The sequence below is a fragment of the Methanocorpusculum labreanum Z genome (assembly GCF_000015765.1).
In the GTDB taxonomy this organism is placed as follows: Archaea; Halobacteriota; Methanomicrobia; order Methanomicrobiales; family Methanocorpusculaceae; genus Methanocorpusculum; species Methanocorpusculum labreanum.
Genome location: NC_008942.1, coordinates 1597588 through 1615716, shown reverse-complemented (window position 1 = coordinate 1615716; position 18129 = coordinate 1597588). Strand labels below are relative to the sequence as shown.

Annotated in this window: 20 protein-coding genes; 9 read left to right on the top strand and 11 right to left on the bottom strand. The window is 50.3% G+C overall.

Features of this window, described 5'->3' with window-relative positions; translation table 11 throughout:
- The first annotated feature begins 4 nt into the window (after positions 1 to 4).
- The 6 genes from MLAB_RS08380 (at position 5) to rpl12p (ending at position 3319) form a co-directional block, all read left to right on the top strand.
- Complete coding sequence (locus MLAB_RS08380) at positions 5 to 250, top strand: protein translocase SEC61 complex subunit gamma (protein WP_011833951.1); 246 nt, start codon at positions 5 to 7, stop codon at positions 248 to 250.
- Between the two features lie 2 nt (positions 251 to 252).
- Complete coding sequence (locus tag MLAB_RS08375; RefSeq protein WP_011833950.1) at positions 253 to 729, top strand: transcription elongation factor Spt5; 477 nt, start codon at positions 253 to 255, stop codon at positions 727 to 729.
- A 159-nt stretch (positions 730 to 888) separates the two neighbouring features.
- Positions 889 to 1362: a 50S ribosomal protein L11 gene (locus MLAB_RS08370; protein ID WP_011833949.1), complete on the top strand. Its 474-nt coding sequence runs from the start codon at positions 889 to 891 to the stop codon at positions 1360 to 1362.
- Positions 1363 to 1491: 129 nt separating this feature from the next.
- Positions 1492 to 2133: a 50S ribosomal protein L1 gene (locus MLAB_RS08365; RefSeq protein WP_011833948.1), complete on the top strand. Its 642-nt coding sequence runs from the start codon at positions 1492 to 1494 to the stop codon at positions 2131 to 2133.
- Between the two features lie 2 nt (positions 2134 to 2135).
- A complete protein-coding gene (locus MLAB_RS08360; RefSeq protein ID WP_011833947.1) occupies positions 2136 to 2984 on the top strand; it encodes a 50S ribosomal protein L10 in 849 nt (282 codons plus the stop codon).
- Positions 2985 to 3007: 23 nt separating this feature from the next.
- Positions 3008 to 3319, top strand: coding sequence for a 50S ribosomal protein P1 (rpl12p, locus tag MLAB_RS08355; RefSeq protein ID WP_011833946.1), 312 nt, complete (start codon positions 3008 to 3010; stop codon positions 3317 to 3319).
- A gap of 105 nt (positions 3320 to 3424) precedes the next feature.
- Here rpl12p and MLAB_RS08350 read toward each other — a convergent pair whose 3' ends face one another.
- The gene (locus MLAB_RS08350) at positions 3425 to 3997 is read right to left on the bottom strand and encodes a hypothetical protein (RefSeq protein WP_011833945.1); all 573 of its coding nucleotides are present in this window, start codon (positions 3995 to 3997) and stop codon (positions 3425 to 3427) included.
- A complete protein-coding gene (gene hypF, locus MLAB_RS08345; RefSeq protein WP_011833944.1) occupies positions 3994 to 6222 on the bottom strand; it encodes a carbamoyltransferase HypF in 2229 nt (742 codons plus the stop codon). The genes MLAB_RS08350 and hypF overlap by 4 nt, the downstream gene beginning before the upstream one ends.
- 109 nt (positions 6223 to 6331) lie before the next feature.
- Between hypF and MLAB_RS08340 the strand changes: the two genes are divergently transcribed.
- A complete protein-coding gene (locus MLAB_RS08340; RefSeq protein ID WP_011833943.1) occupies positions 6332 to 7132 on the top strand; it encodes a DUF7839 domain-containing protein in 801 nt (266 codons plus the stop codon).
- Between the two features lies 1 nt (position 7133).
- Positions 7134 to 9845 (top strand): DEAD/DEAH box helicase, encoded by a 2712-nt coding sequence (locus MLAB_RS08335; protein WP_011833942.1) that lies wholly within the window; start codon positions 7134 to 7136, stop codon positions 9843 to 9845.
- A gap of 8 nt (positions 9846 to 9853) precedes the next feature.
- Here the strand turns inward: MLAB_RS08335 and MLAB_RS08330 are convergent, their stop codons facing one another.
- From MLAB_RS08330 to trmY, 9 genes are read right to left on the bottom strand one after another with little or no spacing between them, the layout of a single operon-like run.
- Complete coding sequence (locus MLAB_RS08330; protein ID WP_011833941.1) at positions 9854 to 11359, bottom strand: catalase; 1506 nt, start codon at positions 11357 to 11359, stop codon at positions 9854 to 9856.
- 57 nt (positions 11360 to 11416) lie between these two features.
- Positions 11417 to 11761, bottom strand: a complete 345-nt coding sequence (locus MLAB_RS08325; protein ID WP_011833940.1) for a hypothetical protein — start codon at positions 11759 to 11761, stop codon at positions 11417 to 11419.
- A gap of 27 nt (positions 11762 to 11788) precedes the next feature.
- Entirely contained in the window at positions 11789 to 12370 is a 582-nt protein-coding gene (locus MLAB_RS08320) for a HemK2/MTQ2 family protein methyltransferase (protein WP_011833939.1), read from the bottom strand.
- On the bottom strand, positions 12370 to 13146 hold the full coding sequence (gene rsmA, locus MLAB_RS08315; RefSeq protein ID WP_011833938.1) for a 16S rRNA (adenine(1518)-N(6)/adenine(1519)-N(6))-dimethyltransferase RsmA: 777 nt from the start codon (positions 13144 to 13146) through the stop codon (positions 12370 to 12372). Before rsmA ends, MLAB_RS08320 begins: the two co-directional genes overlap by 1 nt.
- Before the next feature lie 9 nt (positions 13147 to 13155).
- Entirely contained in the window at positions 13156 to 13734 is a 579-nt protein-coding gene (locus MLAB_RS08310; protein ID WP_011833937.1) for a DUF655 domain-containing protein, read from the bottom strand.
- Between the two features lie 9 nt (positions 13735 to 13743).
- On the bottom strand, positions 13744 to 14112 hold the full coding sequence (locus MLAB_RS08305; RefSeq protein ID WP_011833936.1) for an RNA polymerase Rpb4 family protein: 369 nt from the start codon (positions 14110 to 14112) through the stop codon (positions 13744 to 13746).
- Positions 14113 to 14151: 39 nt separating this feature from the next.
- On the bottom strand, positions 14152 to 14448 hold the full coding sequence (locus MLAB_RS08300) for a 50S ribosomal protein L21e (protein ID WP_011833935.1): 297 nt from the start codon (positions 14446 to 14448) through the stop codon (positions 14152 to 14154).
- Between the two features lie 2 nt (positions 14449 to 14450).
- Complete coding sequence (locus MLAB_RS08295) at positions 14451 to 15686, bottom strand: tRNA pseudouridine(54/55) synthase Pus10 (RefSeq protein ID WP_011833934.1); 1236 nt, start codon at positions 15684 to 15686, stop codon at positions 14451 to 14453.
- Positions 15687 to 15716: 30 nt separating this feature from the next.
- Positions 15717 to 16304: a tRNA (pseudouridine(54)-N(1))-methyltransferase TrmY gene (trmY, locus tag MLAB_RS08290; RefSeq protein ID WP_011833933.1), complete on the bottom strand. Its 588-nt coding sequence runs from the start codon at positions 16302 to 16304 to the stop codon at positions 15717 to 15719.
- 487 nt (positions 16305 to 16791) lie between these two features.
- On the opposite strand from trmY, the gene mcrB reads away from it, so the two are divergent.
- Positions 16792 to 18105 carry a coenzyme-B sulfoethylthiotransferase subunit beta gene (mcrB, locus tag MLAB_RS08285; protein WP_011833932.1) on the top strand — a complete coding sequence of 438 codons (1314 nt, stop codon included), beginning with the start codon at positions 16792 to 16794 and terminating at the stop codon, positions 18103 to 18105.
- Positions 18106 to 18129: the final 24 nt, after the last annotated feature.

Genomic DNA, 18129 nt, shown 5'->3' with positions numbered 1-18129 from the left:
ATACATGGCTAAAAACGAGAAAAAGACCGATGAAAAAAAGGCACTCCCTTCCGTCCAGATAAAGAAACCGGAGATTACGAAAGCAAGTGTCTCAGAATTCTTCAGAAAATATATCCGTGTTCTAAAACTTGCACGCAGACCTACAAAAGAGGAGTTCTGGAAAATTTCCGCAGTCGCTGCAGTAGGAATCGTACTTATCGGCGTTCTCGGATTTCTGATATATCTGATATTTGAATATCTCCTTCCATAACTATGACTGAATCAAAGTTTGGCAATCACTACTATATCTTAAAGACGACATCCAAGCACGAGCGGACCGTTGCCGATAACATCCGCGAGGCAATCGAGAACAATATGACGGACGTCGTCGTCACCGCAGTAGTCGTGCCGGAAGATATCAAAGGCTACGTCTTCGTGGAGAGTCCCGAAGAGCATGCCAGGATCGAGGAGCTTGTCGAATCGATCGCTCATGCCAGGATCGTTTTAAAGAATGAAACATCTCTGGAAGAGATCAAACATTTCCTCGTTCCAAAACCGGCTGTATCCGGTATCGACGAGGGAACCATCGTGGAACTGATCGCCGGTCCGTTCAAGGGCGAGAAGGCTGTGGTCAAGCGCGTTGATCACACCAAAGAAGAAATCACTGTTGAACTCTACGAATCGATCGTTCCGATCCCGATCACGATTCGCGGCGACAACGTCCGTGTGATCGATCGCAATCAGGATTGAACCCGGATTTTTCCGCGTGAATGCGGGAAATCCCCATACATTCTCCAATCAATCTCTTTTTCCGGGGACATTTATCCAGTAGGTTTATGTTCTCAGAGGTCGACCTTAGTGAACCAATGTTGGGCTACCTTCGGGTATGCGCCAACATACGGTGATACAATGGCAGAAACTGTCGAGGTACTGGTACCCGGCGGTAGAGCAACTGCAGGACCACCACTCGGTCCGGCACTGGGTCCCCTTGGGATCAACGTAAAGGCAGTCGTTGATGATATCAACAAAAAGACTGCTGAGTTCAATGGCATGTCCGTTCCGGTAACGGTAATGGTCGATGACAAAAAGAACGTCACGTTAACAGTCGGTATTCCTCCGACAACCGCTCTTGTAATGAAAGAAGCGGGTGTTGAGAAGGGTTCCGGCACTCCGAACACTCAGGCAGTTGGTAATCTGCCGCTTGAAGCTGTCATTCGCATTGCAAAGATGAAGATGGAATCCATGCTTTCCTACGACCTGAAAACGGCCGCAAAGGAAGTCATGGGCACCTGCGTTTCCGTTGGTGTAACCGTCGAAGGCAAAACTGCCAAACAGGCAATTGCCGCCGTCAATGCAGGCGAGTGGGACGAACAGCTCGCATAAGCGAGTTTGTTTGCACCGCTTCAAACGGGTACGTGGATTTCCCACGTAAAAAAATGTACAGTAGTAGAGAACAAAACCATAGGAGATTGGGGAACACTCCAGTCGAAGAACTATGGGAGGCTTCATCAAATGGTTGAAAGAACCCAGATTATAAATGCTGTTACGGCAGCAATCACGCAGGCCCCCGAGCGTAAGTTCCAGGAAAGTATTGATATTACTATCAACCTGAAACACGTTGACATGGCCCAGCCAAAAAACCGTATTGATGAGACGATTCTTCTGCCACAGGCAATAGGCGTCAAAAAGATCGCCGTCCTTGGTAAGGGAGATATTGTATCCCAGGCACGTAACGCCGGTGTCGATTTAATTATCGGCCCTGACGAGATCGAGCGTCTGGGCGGCGTTCCGCGTGAAGCACGCAAAATGGCCGGACAGTATGACTTCTTCCTTGCAGAGACCGCGGTTATGCCCCTTGTTGGTCGCTGGCTTGGTCAGAGACTCGGTCCACGCGGTAAAATGCCGCAGCCGATCCCGCCGACCCAGGACATCACTCCGATCGTCGAGCGTCTGAGAAACTCCGTTAAGATTCGGTCAAAAGACAGACTCAATATGTCTGTGAAAGTCGGCAACACCGGCATGACCGTTGAGGAAGTTTCTGAAAATATTGACGCCGTCGTAAAGAGGGTTGTAGGAAGACTTGAAAGCGGAGAGTTAAACATCCGTTCCGTCTACGTCAAAACCACGATGGGTCCAGCAGTGAAGGTGATGTAAGTATGGCAATTTATACCCACCATCTTCCCGCATGGAAACGTGAAGAAGTTGAGCAGATCAAAGATCTCGCCGACAAGTATGCACTCGTCGGCTTAGTTGATGTCTACGGTATTCCCGCAAGACAGTTCCAGCAGATCCGCAGAAATCTGCGCAGCAATGCAGTTGTGAAGGTTGCAAGAAACACCCTTGTCGAGCATTCCATGAATGAACTCGGCGGTCACTTCGTTGATCTGAACGGGAAGGTTTCCGAACACTCCGCCCTCATCTTTGCAAACGGCAACCCCTTTAAGCTGTTCAAGTCCCTTGAGCAGACGAAGACAAAGCGTTCCGCAAAAGCAGGCGAGATCACTCCTGAAGACATTGTTGTTCCGGCAGGACCAACTACCTTTAAGCCCGGACCGATCGTAGGAGAACTCCAGCAGGCTGGTATCCCGGCAGCTATCGACGGCGGAAAGGTCAAAATCAAAGAGACCAAGACCGTTGTTAAAGCTGGCGAGGCTATCAACAAGAAACAGGCCGATGTGCTTTCAAAGCTTGGCATTAAACCAATGCCGGTCGGTCTCTCCCTCCTCGCAGTATGTTACGAGGGAGACCTGTATCTGCCGGACGTCCTCTCTGTAGACGACGAGGCATACAAGGCAAAGATCACTCTCGCAGCACAGCAGGCATTCAACCTCGCAGTCAACGCAGCAGTTCCAACGGCATGTGTCGGTGTTACTGAGGCTCAGATCGCGAAGGCCGTCCGTGAGGCAAGAAACCTCGGTGTAGAAGCATCCATCTATGAGAAGGGTGTCATCGAGCTGATCATCAGCAAGGCATACAGACAAGCAAACGCCCTGAAGGCAATTTAAACAAATACAAAGGTGAAATCAAAATGGAGTATATTTACGCAGCTCTGTTAGTTCACTCCGCAGCTAAGACTGTGGATGAAGAATCGGTAAAGGCAGTTCTCTCTGCCGCAGGTATCGCAGTTGACGACTCCCGTGTCAAAGCATTAATCGCAGCACTTGACGGTGTCGACATCGAGGAAGCAATCTCCAAGGCAGCAGCAGCACCAGTCGCCGTTGCAGCAGCACCGGCAGCAGCAGGCGCAGCAGCAGCAGTCGAAGAGGCAGCAGCACCCGAAGAGAACAAGGAAGAAGAAGAAGAGAACGCCATGGCAGGCCTTGGCGCACTCTTCGGCTAAATCTTTTTTTTAATAATTAATCCGGCATCAATCGGCTGAGGTATTTCCCATCGTTTAGGATATTTTCCTGACGGGATTTTTTTGAAAAAGAGGATGGTTTATTTTTCAGGTTTGTTTATCCCATCTGCGAGTATCAATGGGTATCGTTTCCAGCTGTGAGAGCATTTTTCTCTCGTCAATCATGTCGCGGCGATCATAAAGATAGAACTCTACGGGTCTCCAGAGGGCGACCCAGCCGATAATGACAAAACTCTGTCCGATCGCATAGATGATATCATTCTGATTGTGAATGCTGGTTACCACACTACTGAATATCAGACAGATTATCAGGAAAATCAGTCCGCGGATGAGGTATCTCCGCCCTTTGTTCATGGCCTGTTTGTATTTCAGGGTCGCCGAACAGACTCTTTCGGCAAAATGGGAATGGATTGCCTTTTCCATATCCTTGCGTGTTTTTTCATCATCGTAAAGAGTCTGTTCGAGATACAAAACGATCTTCGCGGAACCACGTTTATCGTTTTGCATGTCATCGAGCGAGTCCATGATGTAGGATTCGGTTACCTGATTGATCTCTTTCTCGTCGTTCGGCGCAGGGTCGAGCAAATTGTAGAATTGTGCCGGCTGCGCTATCCTCAGTTCGATTTCATTCCATTTTTCGTGTACTTCACATGCTGTCATATGCGTCCCTCTTTTGCAAGAATCCCGGCGGTAACAACCTGGCCGCAGGAGATACAGCCATCACCGAATGGGTATCTTGGATTCGTGAGGCAGGCAACTCCCGCCTCTTTGAGCGTTTCAATGATCGTCTCCCGAATGGAGCGGTTTATGGCAACTCCTCCAGAGAGTGCCGCTGTATGTATGCCGGTTTTTTCGATTCCCGCAAGCGCCGTATCCGCGATGCCCTTTGCCAGAGTCGTTTGGATCGATGCTGCAATGTCTTCAACAGATATGCCGTCAGAAAGCATCTCCATCCCCTCACGAAGGATGGAGGATGTCAGCAAAACATCCCGCCCTTCCCTTGATTCGATACTGATTTCCATAGGCTGGGCAACGCCCCGTGCGGCATATGCCTCCAGCATCATTGACGGTTCGCCGTCGTATGTCCGTTCCCGGCAGATCCCAAGTAATGCCGCCGCTGCGTCCAGAACCCGTCCCGTAGACGTCGTGACGGGGGTGTTGAACCGTTTTTCCGTCTGCTGGGCAAGGATTCTCAGAGCCGTATCGTTCCACCCTCTGTTCTGAAGAAGCGACAGGGTGTCTTTTGTTGGAAGAATGCCGTAGAGCATTCTCTCCGGGAACTTTGTTGCCAGATCCCCCCCGGGCATAAGCACCGGTTCAAGATGTCCGGTCCGCATATATCCGTTTCCCGGCGATCCCGCAAGAATCTCCCCTCCCCAGATGGTTGCATCCTCTCCGTATCCAACCCCGTCGATCGCGATGCCTACGACCTCCTCGGTCGTCACCGAGGCGATGTGTGCGCAGTGATGCTGGACCGGGCAGAGAGTTGCCCCGTATCGTTCGGCAAGTTCCTGAGCGACCCGTGTACTCAGAAACTGCGGGTGGAGGTCGTGGGCAATGATCTTCGGCATCGATCCGGTAAGACTGGTCAGTTTTTCGATCGTCTCCTCTAAATATGCCACGGTCGGGGGGTTTCTGATGTTTCCGATATGCGGCGACGTTATCAGAAATCCGCCCTTATAGATCGTTGCATTCGCGTTCAGTTCCGGCCCTACGCCGAGGATCTGCCTGTCCCCAAGATCCATTCTTGTTCTGAGCGGGGCAAAACCCCGCGACATTCTGATCAGATACCCGTCTCTTACAACCGAATCATCGCACCGGTTCACGATCTCCCGGTCGTGGGTGAGAATATAATCCACAACCCGCCCCATCTTTTCGATGATGATTTTCGTTTCGGTGATCATCGGCGTTCCCGGAGCATTCGCGCTGGTCATTATCAAAAGGGGAGATTTGAGTTTTGCAAACAGCAGATGGTGGAGTCCCGTATACGGCAGCATCACGCCGAGATTGTGGAGCTGGGACAGGGCTCGGTGTGATTCCGGATCGATCTTATCAAGGATCATGATCGGATGAACAGGTCCCTTGAGGAGATCCCACTCCTCCTTTGTCGGCTCGACGACAAAATCCCGCATCGTCTCGGGCTTCATCATTACGGCGAGTGACTGGTTCGGTCGTCCGAGATTTTGTTTCAGACGTTCTGCCGTCTTTTCAACACAACAGATATGAAATCCTCCAACCCCTCTGACGGCCACAATATTTCCCGCATCCAGCAGTTCTGCCGCCGCCGAGATGGGGTCGGCCCCCTCAATATTCTCACCCGTCCCTTTCAGCAGAGAAAGTTTTGGTCCGCATTCTCTGCAGGTGATCGTCTGGGCATGATGCCGCCTGTTTCCCGGATTCTCGTAGTCTTTCAGGCAATCCGGACATGCCGGGAATTCATCCATACTCGTTCGTTCCCGGTCATAGGGAACGGATTTGATGATGCTGTATCTTGGTCCGCAGTCGGTACATGAGGTTGCCCAGTATCCAAAATACCGGCTGTTTGGATCCATAATATCGTGGAGACAGTGTTCGCAGGTCGCAATATCTGCAGGAACAAATCCCGTCCTTGCCCCGTCCTGACTTTTCAGAATAGTAAAATCTGCCGGAGGATTCCAGTCGTGCAGCGGCTCGACGGACACCGAGTCGATCACCGACATCTTCGGTCCTTTTCTGATCTCGCGGCAGAACGCATCGAACTCCTCGCCGGCAGCATCGATCTCCACTTCGCTCCCGTGATTGATGACCGTCCCTTTTATTCCAAACCGTTGTGCCTGGGCATAGACAAACGGGCGGAATCCTACTCCTTGTACGATCCCGCGCAGGATTATTTTACCAGACTTCATCAATCCTTCTCAAAAAGGATTATAGAATCACAGACAATATAAGTGTAGGGTTTTGTGCCCCACATATTTTCTTTGTGGAGCGCCCATAATACAGAATAGGAGATATACCATGCCTGATGATCCATTAACCAACATCCTTCGCAGTAAACGTGAAACGACCAGATTCCAGGTCTTAGTTGAGGTTGCCGAACACCAGCCGTCGATCCGCCAGCAGGAAATTGCGGAAAAACTCGGCGTGACTCCCCAGGCAATATCTGAATATGTCCGTGATCTCGCCGAAGAAGGCTACATCAGTGCCGAAGGAAGAGGAAGATATTACGTCACCCACAAGGGTGTCGAATGGGTCCTGAACAATGCGGAGATCTTGGAGTCCTATGCACGTCACGTTCGCCGGGATATCATTCATCAGGTCGTAACCTGGGCTGCCATTGCGGATGCTGATTTGAAAGCAGGCGATTCGGTAGGCGTGTACATGAAATCCGGCTGGCTGTATGCGGGCAAACGTCCTCAGACCGCGATGGGCATGGTCACGGCCGATGCCTCCGCAGGAATGGATGTGGGCGTGGCACGGCTCGCAGGGATCATTGAGCACACCGAAGGAAAAGTGGATGTTGCCAAAGTCCCGCGTATCGAACGCGGCGGCTCGAAGATGGTTTCGATGGAAAAATTCCTCTCTCTTGCAAAAAATGCCGATATCATCGCAGCAGTTGGACTGGAAGCCTATCTGGCCTGCAAAAACTCGGGCATCAAACCGGATATGTTTTTCGGGGCACGGGAAGGAACCGTCGAGGCGGCTTTCCATGGAATGCGCTGTCTGATCCTGGTCGTTGATGAGGAGTTCACCGATTTCCTGAAACGTCTGGAAACCGCGGGTCTTTCCTATACGATCCACGAACTGGTGACAGAATAACGTGACGACCATCGTCCAACCCTGGAAAAAAGGGTATAAAGTCTATTTTTGTGACGACGCAAAGGCAGGCAAAATCAAACATGTAGGGACCGTCGAACTCGAAGAGACCTCCAAGGGGATGCGCCCGTCTGAGTTTTTCGTCAGACGTCCTGGGACATCCCATGCCGAGAAGACGCCGACAAAGGAGTTCATCACGGTTCTTCGTGCAAACGGTCCGATCAAACTCACGCAGACGATGCCGGCGTTTCAGGATTTTCTGCGCGGGATGCAGTTATCCTGGGAGACAACGACGCTTTGCCGTACCTGTCTCTTTGACGATCGTATAACTCCTCTTACCGAAGAGACGCGGATCAGATGCGGGCAGGAGTATGTCTGTCTTGATTGTGCGAAGCGTGAGCTCCGCCGCGAACTCGGTCATATCAAACATCTGGGAAAACGAACCCAGCTCCATATCGAAAATCTTCTGGAAGAATACCGCGATCTGGACATGGTGCTCGCGATTCTTCAGCCCGAATCTCTCGATACCAAGAAAACGATGTTCGACCGGCTCGAAGCGCATGATCAGACGCCGACCGAACGTATCGAAAATCTACCGCTGCCCCGCAAATTCGTCGATCTCTGCGGTGTTGAGACACTCATGCCCGCCCAGCAGCGTGCGGTCGAGTCGGGTCTTCTGTACGGAAAAGATCTGCTCGTTGTTGCGGCTACTGCAAGCGGCAAGACCTTCATCGGAGAGATGGCGGGGCTGAAAAATTATATCGAAAAACGCGGGAGAATGCTTTTCCTGGTCCCTCTCGTCGCTCTTGCGAACCAGAAGTATGACAGGTTCTCTGAAAAATACAAGTCAGTTACCCAAACCTCGATAATGACCGGTGTTTCCCGGGTGAATCTGCCGGAAACACGCCCGGTAGGAAACCGCGGGGCAGGCGGCGGGATCGTTGTCGGAACCTACGAGGGTATGGACAATCTCTTGAGAAAGGGCATGCCGGTCAGCAATATTGGAACAGTCGTGATCGACGAGGTCCAGATGCTCGAAGATCCTGAGCGTGGACACCGTCTCGACGGGCTGATCGCGAGACTGAAATACGTCGCGCCCAAAGCCCAGTTCCTCTATCTTTCAGCAACGATCGGTTCACCGAACCTTCTCGCAAAAAAACTGAACGCCGCTCTTGTTTCCTATGCAGACCGTCCGGTTGCTCTGGAACGCCATCTGATTTTTACGGAAAAAGACGGGAAGATCCCGTTCATCAAAAAACTGGTGTTCGAGGAGTTCAACAAGACTTCTTCCAAGGGATACAAAGGTCAGACGATAGTTTTCACGAATGCACGGAGCAGGTGTCATACGATCGCCGAGGCAATCGGCGGAATGGCTGCCCCCTATCACGCCGGACTTACTTCCCAGGAACGCCGGGCAGTTGAACGGCAGTTCGAGGAAGGAAAACTTGCCTGTGTTGTAACGACCGCGGCACTGGCTGCCGGTGTGGATTTTCCTGCCAGTCAGGTCATCTTCGACGCTCTCGCGATGGGAATCGACTGGCTCTCCGTTCAGGAGTTCCATCAGATGATGGGTCGTGCCGGTCGACCGGATTTCCATGATCTTGGACGTGTTGTTGTTCTCGCCGAACCCGGGGTCTCGTATTCGCGTGAAACGAAACTGACCGAGGAGGAAGTTGCCATCCAGCTTCTCAAAGGAGATATGGAAGAGGTCTCTCCGGTATACGACATCGAGGAAACATCCGAAGAGTTTGCGGCGAACGCCATAACCTGCCGCGGCCGCGAGGCTGACATCATCACCGTTGGAAACAGTATGGTCGGTGTGGGTGACGATCCGATCCAGGAACTTCTCAAACATAAACTTGTCAGAAAGTCAGGAGGTTTCCTGGAACTTTCCCCGCTTGGAAAAGTTATGGCCGAACATTTCATCGGCATGGAGCGGCTCTTGGAGATCGACAAACTTGTCCGCGTAATGGACGATCCTCTGGAAATGATCGCCGAACTTTTCTGCATGGAAGAGGAACGGGAAAAAGAAAAACGGAGGGTCGACCGCCGCTCTACCGAGAAAAAAGAGTCTGCATGGATCGGTGACAAAAAAGCCTCTGCCAAACCCGATTCCGAGCCTGCCTGGGTCGTGAAAAAGAAAGAGATTCATGCGGTGGAAAAGCATGCTCACGATGATGCACGGCGCAAAAAGGCCGGGTCCCGTAAACTCCGCCGCGAAGAGGACGAAGTTGAGGTGGCGAAGCCTCCCCGCCGGGCGAGCAAGGAGATGGAAGACCGTGTCGAACGCAAGAAACGCGAGGCTTCCCAGTTTATTCCTCCACCGAAGCGAAAACAGCGTGAAGGCACAGGTCCTGGGGTTTCCGGCAAGGGATCCAAAACCGGTTCTTCCGGTGATCCGGTCAATATAATTGAGGGTGCCGTCGATCTTCGTCGTGCCGGCAAGTATGACGAGGCATTAAAGATCCTCGGCAATTATGTTGCCGATAATCCAAAAGACAGCCGTGCCCTTGTTGAGCTGGGAAAGGTGTATGACCTTCGAAACGAACGGGACACGGCATATTTGTGTTATCAGAAGGCTGCCGCGGCTAATACCCAGAACCGGGAAGCAATCGACAGAATGAACGCATTCCTTATCGGGATCACGGTGGATATCGATAATGATGCCGCTGACTCTGGAAAACAGCCGGCTGTTGTGAAAAAGAAAAAAGAATAATATTTTCTCTAATTTTTTGTATGTTCCATCCTCTCTGCGTGACTCATTTTGGCGAGTGAGATGACTTTATCCAGATCAAGACCGCAGATTTTGGCAAATCTCGTACCATAATTTGGATCTGCAAGATAACAGTGGGCAGCGTGACGGTATTTAATATTCTCCGTTACGGTCTCCATGTTTCGGGCGGTGTTTTCGATCAAAACCTGTTTTTTATCTTCCGTCATCAGACGGTACAAATCACCCGGCTGATAGAAACAGTCGTCGTTCACATCATCCTTCTGCTCATATCTGGCCATATCGCCGGACAGGCTCAGCGGCGGGTCACGATATGCTTCCTGCCCTGCCCATTCACCATAACTATTTGGAACATACCCTTTCGTTGCCCCATAATTTCCATCCACCCGCATACGCCCGTCCCGGTGATAAGCATGGACAGGTACTTTCGGACGATTGACCGGGATGAGTGAATGATTCACCCCAAGCCGGTAACGTTGAGCATCTCCGTAGGAAAAGAGTCTGCCTTGGAGAAGTTTGTCGGGAGAAACGCCAACCCCCGGAACAAGGTTCGCCGGATTGAAAGCTGCCTGTTCCACATCAGCGAAATAATTCTCCGGATTTCTGTTGAGTTCGAGAACGCCGACTTCAATCATCGGATACTCTTTGTGGCTCCAGACTTTGGATATGTCGAATGGATTTTCTTTTCGGACTCTTGCCTCCTCCTCGGTCATAATCTGGAAGTACATCGTCCATCTTGGGAACTCTTTTCTCTCGATTGCTTCAAAGAGATCTCTCTGGTTACTCTCCCTGTCCATGCCGACGAGCATTTCTGCTTCCTGATCGGTGATATTTTTGATTCCCTGCTGGGTTTTGAAGTGATACTTGACCCAGAATCGTTTTCCTTCTGCATTGATGAGACTGTATGTGTGGCTTCCAAATCCATGCATGTGCCGGTAGCTTGCCGGGATACCTCTGTCGGACATGACGATCGTAACCTGATGAAGCGCTTCAGGCAGCGAAGTCCAGAAGTCCCAGTTGTTCTGTGCAGAGCGCATGTTCGTTTTCGGATCACGTTTTATGGCATGGTTCAGATCGGGAAACTGCAGCGGATCCCTGATGAAAAAGACCGGCGTGTTGTTCCCTACCAAATCCCAGTTCCCATCTTCAGTATAAAATTTTATGGCAAACCCGCGGATATCACGCTCTGCATCAGCTGCTCCGCGCTCGCCTGCCACGGTTGAAAATCGGACAAATACATCGGTCTTTTTTCCTTTTTCGAAAACTTTTGCTTTGGTGTATTTTTCCACCTCGCCTGTCACGGTAAAAGTCCCGAATGCCCCGGAACCTTTTGCATGCATACGCCTCTCAGGGATGACTTCCCGGTCGAAATGAGCAAGTTTTTCCAGAAACCACAGATCCTGGAGCATTAATGGTCCGCGGGGTCCTGCAGTGAGTGAGTTCAGATTGTCGGCTACCGGCGCTCCGTTCTCATGAGTAAGAGCCTGTTTCTCGTCCATAATATTTTGATAATATATTTCTGAGATTAAATAATATTGGAATACAGCAAAAAAGGATTATTGACACTGAATGCCCATTTCGTAGAGTGCATACAACTCATTTGCAGCCTCTGCCCCGGCCCGCCGCATTGCCTGTTCGATTAACACTTCTGCACACTCCGTTGGAAGGCAGGTTATTCCCTCCTCTCCCACACGGATCAGTTCAATAAGCGAGACAAACTCCTCCTCCGTTAGTCTGTTGAGCCGTGCCGCGAAATCGTCGGCATCCTTTGCATAATGGTTTGCCACCGGCGGCAGAATGGAACGGTACTGATTTTCCGATGTTCCGCAGACAAGCGTATCACACTCCGGTGCGAGTTTTAAAAGAATTTCAATATCGTGTTCGGATAATATGCGAGACATATTCTACATTGGGGATTCAGGGATTAATTAGGTTCCGCAAAGAGAACACAGATCCCGCGAGATCCGAAGAACATACAGGGTTTCGCCGTCTTCCTGCCGCTCCTCTGCCGTGACAAGGGCAATGAATCCTTGTGCGTGACAAAGCTTGAGAATCTCATTCATGCCGGTAAGGGAGGAGATGAGAAGGAGGATTCTGCCAAATGTCGCGAGGCGTGATGGAGCTTCCCGAAGGAACCGCTCGACAACGTCACGTCCAGAAGGTCCGCCGTCGAGAGCATACTCAAGCCAGTCGTCAAACCGTTCGGCCGGGTCTGTTGGAAGGTAGGGCGCGTTGAATAGTATCAGATCGAACTCTCCGCAGACCGGATCAAAGAGATCCCCTCTGATGACCTCGATCCCGTTTACTTCGCGGGCATATTGTGCCGCATGGGGATTTATTTCGACGGCGAGAACGGCGGGCGTTATCTCAGCTACGGATTTTGCGACGGCTCCCGATCCGGTTCCGATCTCCAGCACGCGGTCTTCCTGTTTTACTTCGGTACGTGCAGCTTTTATCAGGAGATACGTATCTTCGGCGGGAAAGTAGATCTGGCTTGTATCGATATCCATTATAGCAGGTTAGTAAGCCGGTTGGCGAGTTCGATAAAATCTACAATGGACAGCATCTCGGGGCGTTTGCCGAGCAGATCGTTTGGGAGACTGCCGATGAGCTTCGTCATGACCTCTTCGCCGTAGATGCTTTTCATCCCTTTAAGTCCGTTTTGGATCGTCTTTCTCCTATGGGAAAAGAGTTCGCGAACGAGGACTGCATGTACGTCCCGGTTGAGAATTTTCACCGGCGGTTCATGCGGAATGATTTTTACGACCGCTGAATCAACTTCCGGCGGCGGGTTGAATGCCTGCGGCGGGAGTTTGAGGATCAGTTCGACATCGGCATAGGTCTGAACCATCACGGAAAGTCTGCCGTATTCTCCGTCGCCCGGTGGGGAAACCATGCGTTTTGCAAACTCCCACTGATACATCAGGACGGCGGTCTCGAATCCGGTTTCGAGGAGCCGGAACGTGATCTTCGAGGAGATCGAGTAGGGAAGGTTTGCAATGACCAGATCATATGCGGGAAGCGGGACCCTGGATGCATCGCCGCGGGTGATCGTCAACTGACCGGTGGAGAGTTCCTCTTCGAAACGCTGTTCAAGGTTCGGCAGAAGTGTTCCGTCCAGTTCGACGGCTCTGACGTTTGCCCCCCGCTCGAGAAGTGCTGCTGTTAAGACCCCGCCGCCCGGTCCGACTTCAAGCACTGTTCTCCCCTGGATTGGGATCGAATCGGCGATAAAATCCACGGCGTCTGTATCAATCAGAAAATGCTGATCCTTTGGCGCTTTCATAAAAAAGGATTATTTTGAGGTAAAGAGATGATACTTCTCTTCCGGATTCTCGAGTTCAAGCATGATCCGTTCGCGGATAAACTTCTCGGGTTTCTGCAGGGTCTTCACCCGGGTACGAATGTCTTCGAAACTTTCAAACGGTTTTTTCTGTCTTTCTTCCAGCGTGTCGGTCAGTGTTTTCTTACCGAATCCGGGAAGCAGATTTAACATGTGCATCTTGAGGCTGATGGGGACTGCGGTGTTGTAAAACTCCACGAACCGTCCTTCAGACTCTGCGATGATTTTCTCGACGACCGGTTCCAGTTCACCTTTTGCAGTTGGAGTCAGTTCATCGTAAGATAGCCGGCGTTTTACCCGTTCGACATGTTTTCTTTCATCTTCACCGATGTAGACTTTGTCGTGCAGATTGATCGCCACGTCTTTCTTTGCGATGAGTTCGAGGAGTTTGAACTGGTCAGTACCTACTGCGAGAATAATTGATTCGCGCTGATTCAAAGGACGCCGGTCGCTTGCATATCCCCACTGGAGATAGTCAAGGACTATAGCTTCAACTTCCTTCTTATCGGTCCTCTCAGTTTTTGGCGGCATTTCTACCACTCACTCGAATTTATGCAGAGTGTCAAGAATCTGATCTAAATCTTCGGGAAGAAGAGTAAACCGCTCTTTTGCGTAAATTGCCCGGATCTCATCACGGCTTTTTGGCATGATGTTTACGATCCTGCAGGCGATTTCCGGTTTCGTCTTCTCCATGGATCCGAGGATAGCAAGGAGGGATTTTGCCGTTTCAACGCTGCATTTACTGAGACTGTCTGCATGGTCAATACTCTTACGCAGTTCGTATGATATGCTCCTGGCGGTGTCTTCACCCTCTTCTCCATTGGAACGATTTTCGCGGATCGCAATAAGTTCTTCGCGAAGCTCTGGAAGGGTCATCATATCTTCACTGATAATTTTCTTTACTTTCATGCAAGACTCCTGATAAATATAAAATAAGTATGTGGGGGTTTAATTATATTTCTGCGCCGTGAGGTGCTGCGGTCTTGCAATGACGGTTTTGGTTGCATTGCCGTCTTTGATCTCAAGGAGCCAGGCTCTGCCTCTCTTGCCGACGATCGTTCCGGTTTTTCCGTGGAATCTCGGGTGGGGCTGACCTTTCTGAACGCTTGAGTCTAAGACAAGGTGAACTTTCTGTCCTTCATCGAAGTTCTGAATGACCTTGGTCACGTTGGGCATACCGCGGGTACGCAGGGTTTTCTGTAACTTATATCTTGTCCGTTTTTTAATTCCATTGTGCTTTGCCATGTTTACTCATCTCCAATATTTGGTAATCCGTCTACCTGCACCACGTCTAATTCGACGACTTTGGCGGGTACGGCGAGGATTTCAGCAAGACTGGGCGTTGTTCTGCCCCCGTCTCCTGATACGAGTTCTTTGATGTAAAGACCGCCTTCACCAAGCACTTCAAGCCGGTAAAGTCCGTTCTCTTCACCAAGAACTCCTATGTCAATGACCTGTCTCTTTCGAACGAGATCTGCACGCCGATGGGAGACCCGTTCAGGCGTGCGCTGATCAATCCAGGCTCCTTTGAGCTTGGATACGGCGTTTTGCACGGTTTCCAGAGAGATACGGTCATCTATTGAGACTAGAATCCTGTATGTTTTATGCCCTTTGTTTGATTTAAGCATTTCCACGGTCTTTTTGTCGGACCAGCTTTCCAGAACGACGCCTACACGTGGATTCGCAGATGCATTAATTGCATTTTCCAGCTCTTTTAAATCAAATGAGCGTTTTTTCGGGTTCTGCATCTCCATAACAAAGGGTCTTCCGGTTCCGATCATTACCGCATCGATGTCTTCTCTTCCCGCTCCGTGAAGGACCCCGCAGTCACTTTCAAAAATCCGTTTTGGTGCTTCTGCAATGAGTTCTTCCACTGATGTGGGGTATTGTTTGCCGGTAAAGTTGCATATTTCGCAGCCTTTCCCTTTGCATGCGCGGCAGTCCCAGTGCGTCTGCGGGATTCCGCGTTCATATTTCAGATATCTGCCGTAGAAGTAGAGGGATGCGATCTGAACCTCAACGCAGTCATCGGCGATGTTCAGGACGATGGTGACCTCGGGATTTTTCGGATTTCCGTGTTTTCCCGTGAGGGCGGATACTGCCTTTCCGACTTCGCGGTTCATCTCGGATTTGAGGGGTTCGGGATTTTCGAGCGCAAGGTCGGACCAGAGCATCTCTTCCGATTCCGCCATCATGGGGGGAACTCTGGTGCCTATGACGAATGTGTCGTGTTCGATTCCTTGTACTGCCGCCGCTGCTTTTTCTGCCCAGTAGGGAATGGTATCGAATAGGTCGTTACAGACCCAGCAGGTTCCTTTTTCGTATGGTTTGTAGGGGATATTATATGCGAGAGCATGGGCTATTCTCAATGAGCGGCCACGTTCTTCGTTAGTGAGTCCGAATGATTTTTTTGCGAACAATCTTCCAAGGCAGTGATCGCAAATATCGCCGTACTCTAATATGGCATTGACGAGTTCAAGCATTTGATTCTATATTGTTGGATGGGAAACCATTTAGGCTTGTTCTCCTCTGCGGTCGAACTCGTTGAGGATTATTATAATTGTGTGATCGGCATGGAGAACGCGGGGGCCGACCGAGTATTTCGGGAGGTCTTTGATCAGTTCCATTTCCTCTTCGGTAAAGTTCTGATGATCGCTCAATATGAAATTTTCAGGCAGGGTCTCTGCGGTTCTGATATCCTCTCCGTTTTCGTCAAGGACGGCGAAGGGATGTTCTTCAAGCAGTTTGGCAAGGCCGCTTTTTCTGATGGAGATGCCGGGTGCCGCCCGCTGATATTCTTCTTCGGGGATGGTTACGAGTGCTTTTTTTATCAGTGCTCCCGCACTCCGCTCGTCGGGATTAAGGGATTTGATTTTTTCACCGGAGAATCGCAGCGTGACCGTATTTGCAGGATCCGCCTGTTCACCTCCTTTTAGAATCAGGAAACACTCGGTGTCCCGCCGGAGATCATGACTCAAAAAAAACGAGGCGTTGATGCATCTGCATAATACATCCATACGCCCGGCTCCGCCCGGCATATCGTTTAAAGAGAAGTCCGGTGTTGAGACGGCTTTGTGTCCTATTACTGCAAATCTTAACATTGTGGTGTATAGTAGGAGGTATGGAATGAAAAGCTCATCTGGGGATTTTAAGATAAATTCTCATTTTTTTCGAATTCTGAGGGCGCATGCACAGGTATCACGCATACCGCACAATAATATAATAAAGTATTACAAACGAGTGTGTAAACACATACAAAAATTTTGCTCCGTATTAAATGCTCTCTAAAATCACGTAAATTTACAAAAATGGCTGAAATAATGGTTTTGGATGATGATGTCGCACCCCTCATTTGTAAGGAGAATCCTTATATCTCGACACAAAGATACAGTTAAAATGTCCCGAGAGGGGGCAGATATCATAGCTATGCATATCTGCCTGGCCAAAAGGTTTTACAAACCCCGGCCGTGGACGTGAAAAAAGTAACCGTCATCAATTATCAGTGATCCTATTAGCGACAATCAGCAATTTTCAGGAAAAGTAACGGTAAAACAGCCAATCAAATCACCTTACAAACGAGGAAAAATTATGGCAAAATACAAAGATGTAATCGACCTTTACGACGACAACGGCAAACTCTTAAAGAGCAATGTCGCACTCGAAAAGATCAGCCCGCTGGTTAACCCGGCAATTAAGAAAATCATCGACGACACCAAGAGGACCGTTGCGGTCAACCTTGGAGGCATGCAGGATGCATTAAAGACCGGTAAGATCGGTAAGCACCAGCAGATTCTCGGTCGTGAACTCAACCTCGATATCGTCGGCAACATTGACGCAATCGAAGCAAAAATCAAAGAGTACGTCTCTGTTGAAGCAGGCGACGACACGATGATTAAACGCTACAACGGCGGAAAACTTCTGCTGGTCAAGGTGCCTTCTGCACGTATCGCAGCAGCAGCAACCTACGATGCAGCACTTACCTCTGTCGCAGCAGCAACCACCTATGCAGTTGTCGAGCAGTTCAACGTTGACATGTTCGACGCAAACACCGTCAAAGCAGCAGCATTCGGTACCTACCCGGTCACGATGGATCTCGCAGGCGGAGCATGTTCTATGATCATGTCTATCCCACAGAACAACGAGTCTCTCGGATATGCACTTCGTAACATCCCGGCAAACCAGTCTGTGATGATCACTCACCGTAATGCAATGCAGGGTGCAGCACTTACTTCTGTCTTTGAACAGGCAGGAGAGTTTGAAATGGGCAGTGCAATCGGTCCGTTCGAGCGTGCACAGCTCTTACTTCTCGCATACCAGGGTCTGAACGCAAACAACATCGTCTACGACCTTGTAAAAGAGAACGGCCAGACCGGTACCGTCGGTACTGTTGTCCAGTCCTTAGTCGAGCGTGCGATCGAAGACAAAGTCATCACCCAGGGTGCAGCAGCTAAAGGCGGATACTTCAAGCCCTACGAAACCAAAGACCCAATGCTTTGGAACGCATATACCTCTGCAGGAACTCTTGCAGCAACCATGGTCAACTGTGGTGCCGGACGTTTCGCTCAGGCAGTATCATCAACCTTACTGTACTTCAACGACCTTATCGAACACGAAACCGGACTTCCGGGCTCTGACTTCGGAAGAACGATGGGTGTTGCGGTCGGTTTCTCCTTCTTCAGCCACTCCATCTATGGTGGCGGAGGACCGGGTATCTTCAACGGAAACCACGTCGTTACCCGTCACGCAGCAGGTGTTGGTATGCCCTGTATCGTTGCCGCTTGTGCACTTGATGCAGGAACTCAGATGTTCTCTCCAGAAGGAACCGCCAAGATCTATGGTGAGACCTTCGGTCAGATCGACGAGTTTGCCCACCCGCTCCAGGCAATTGCAAAAGCAGTTTAAACCTGTATTGATTTCTGCGTAAGC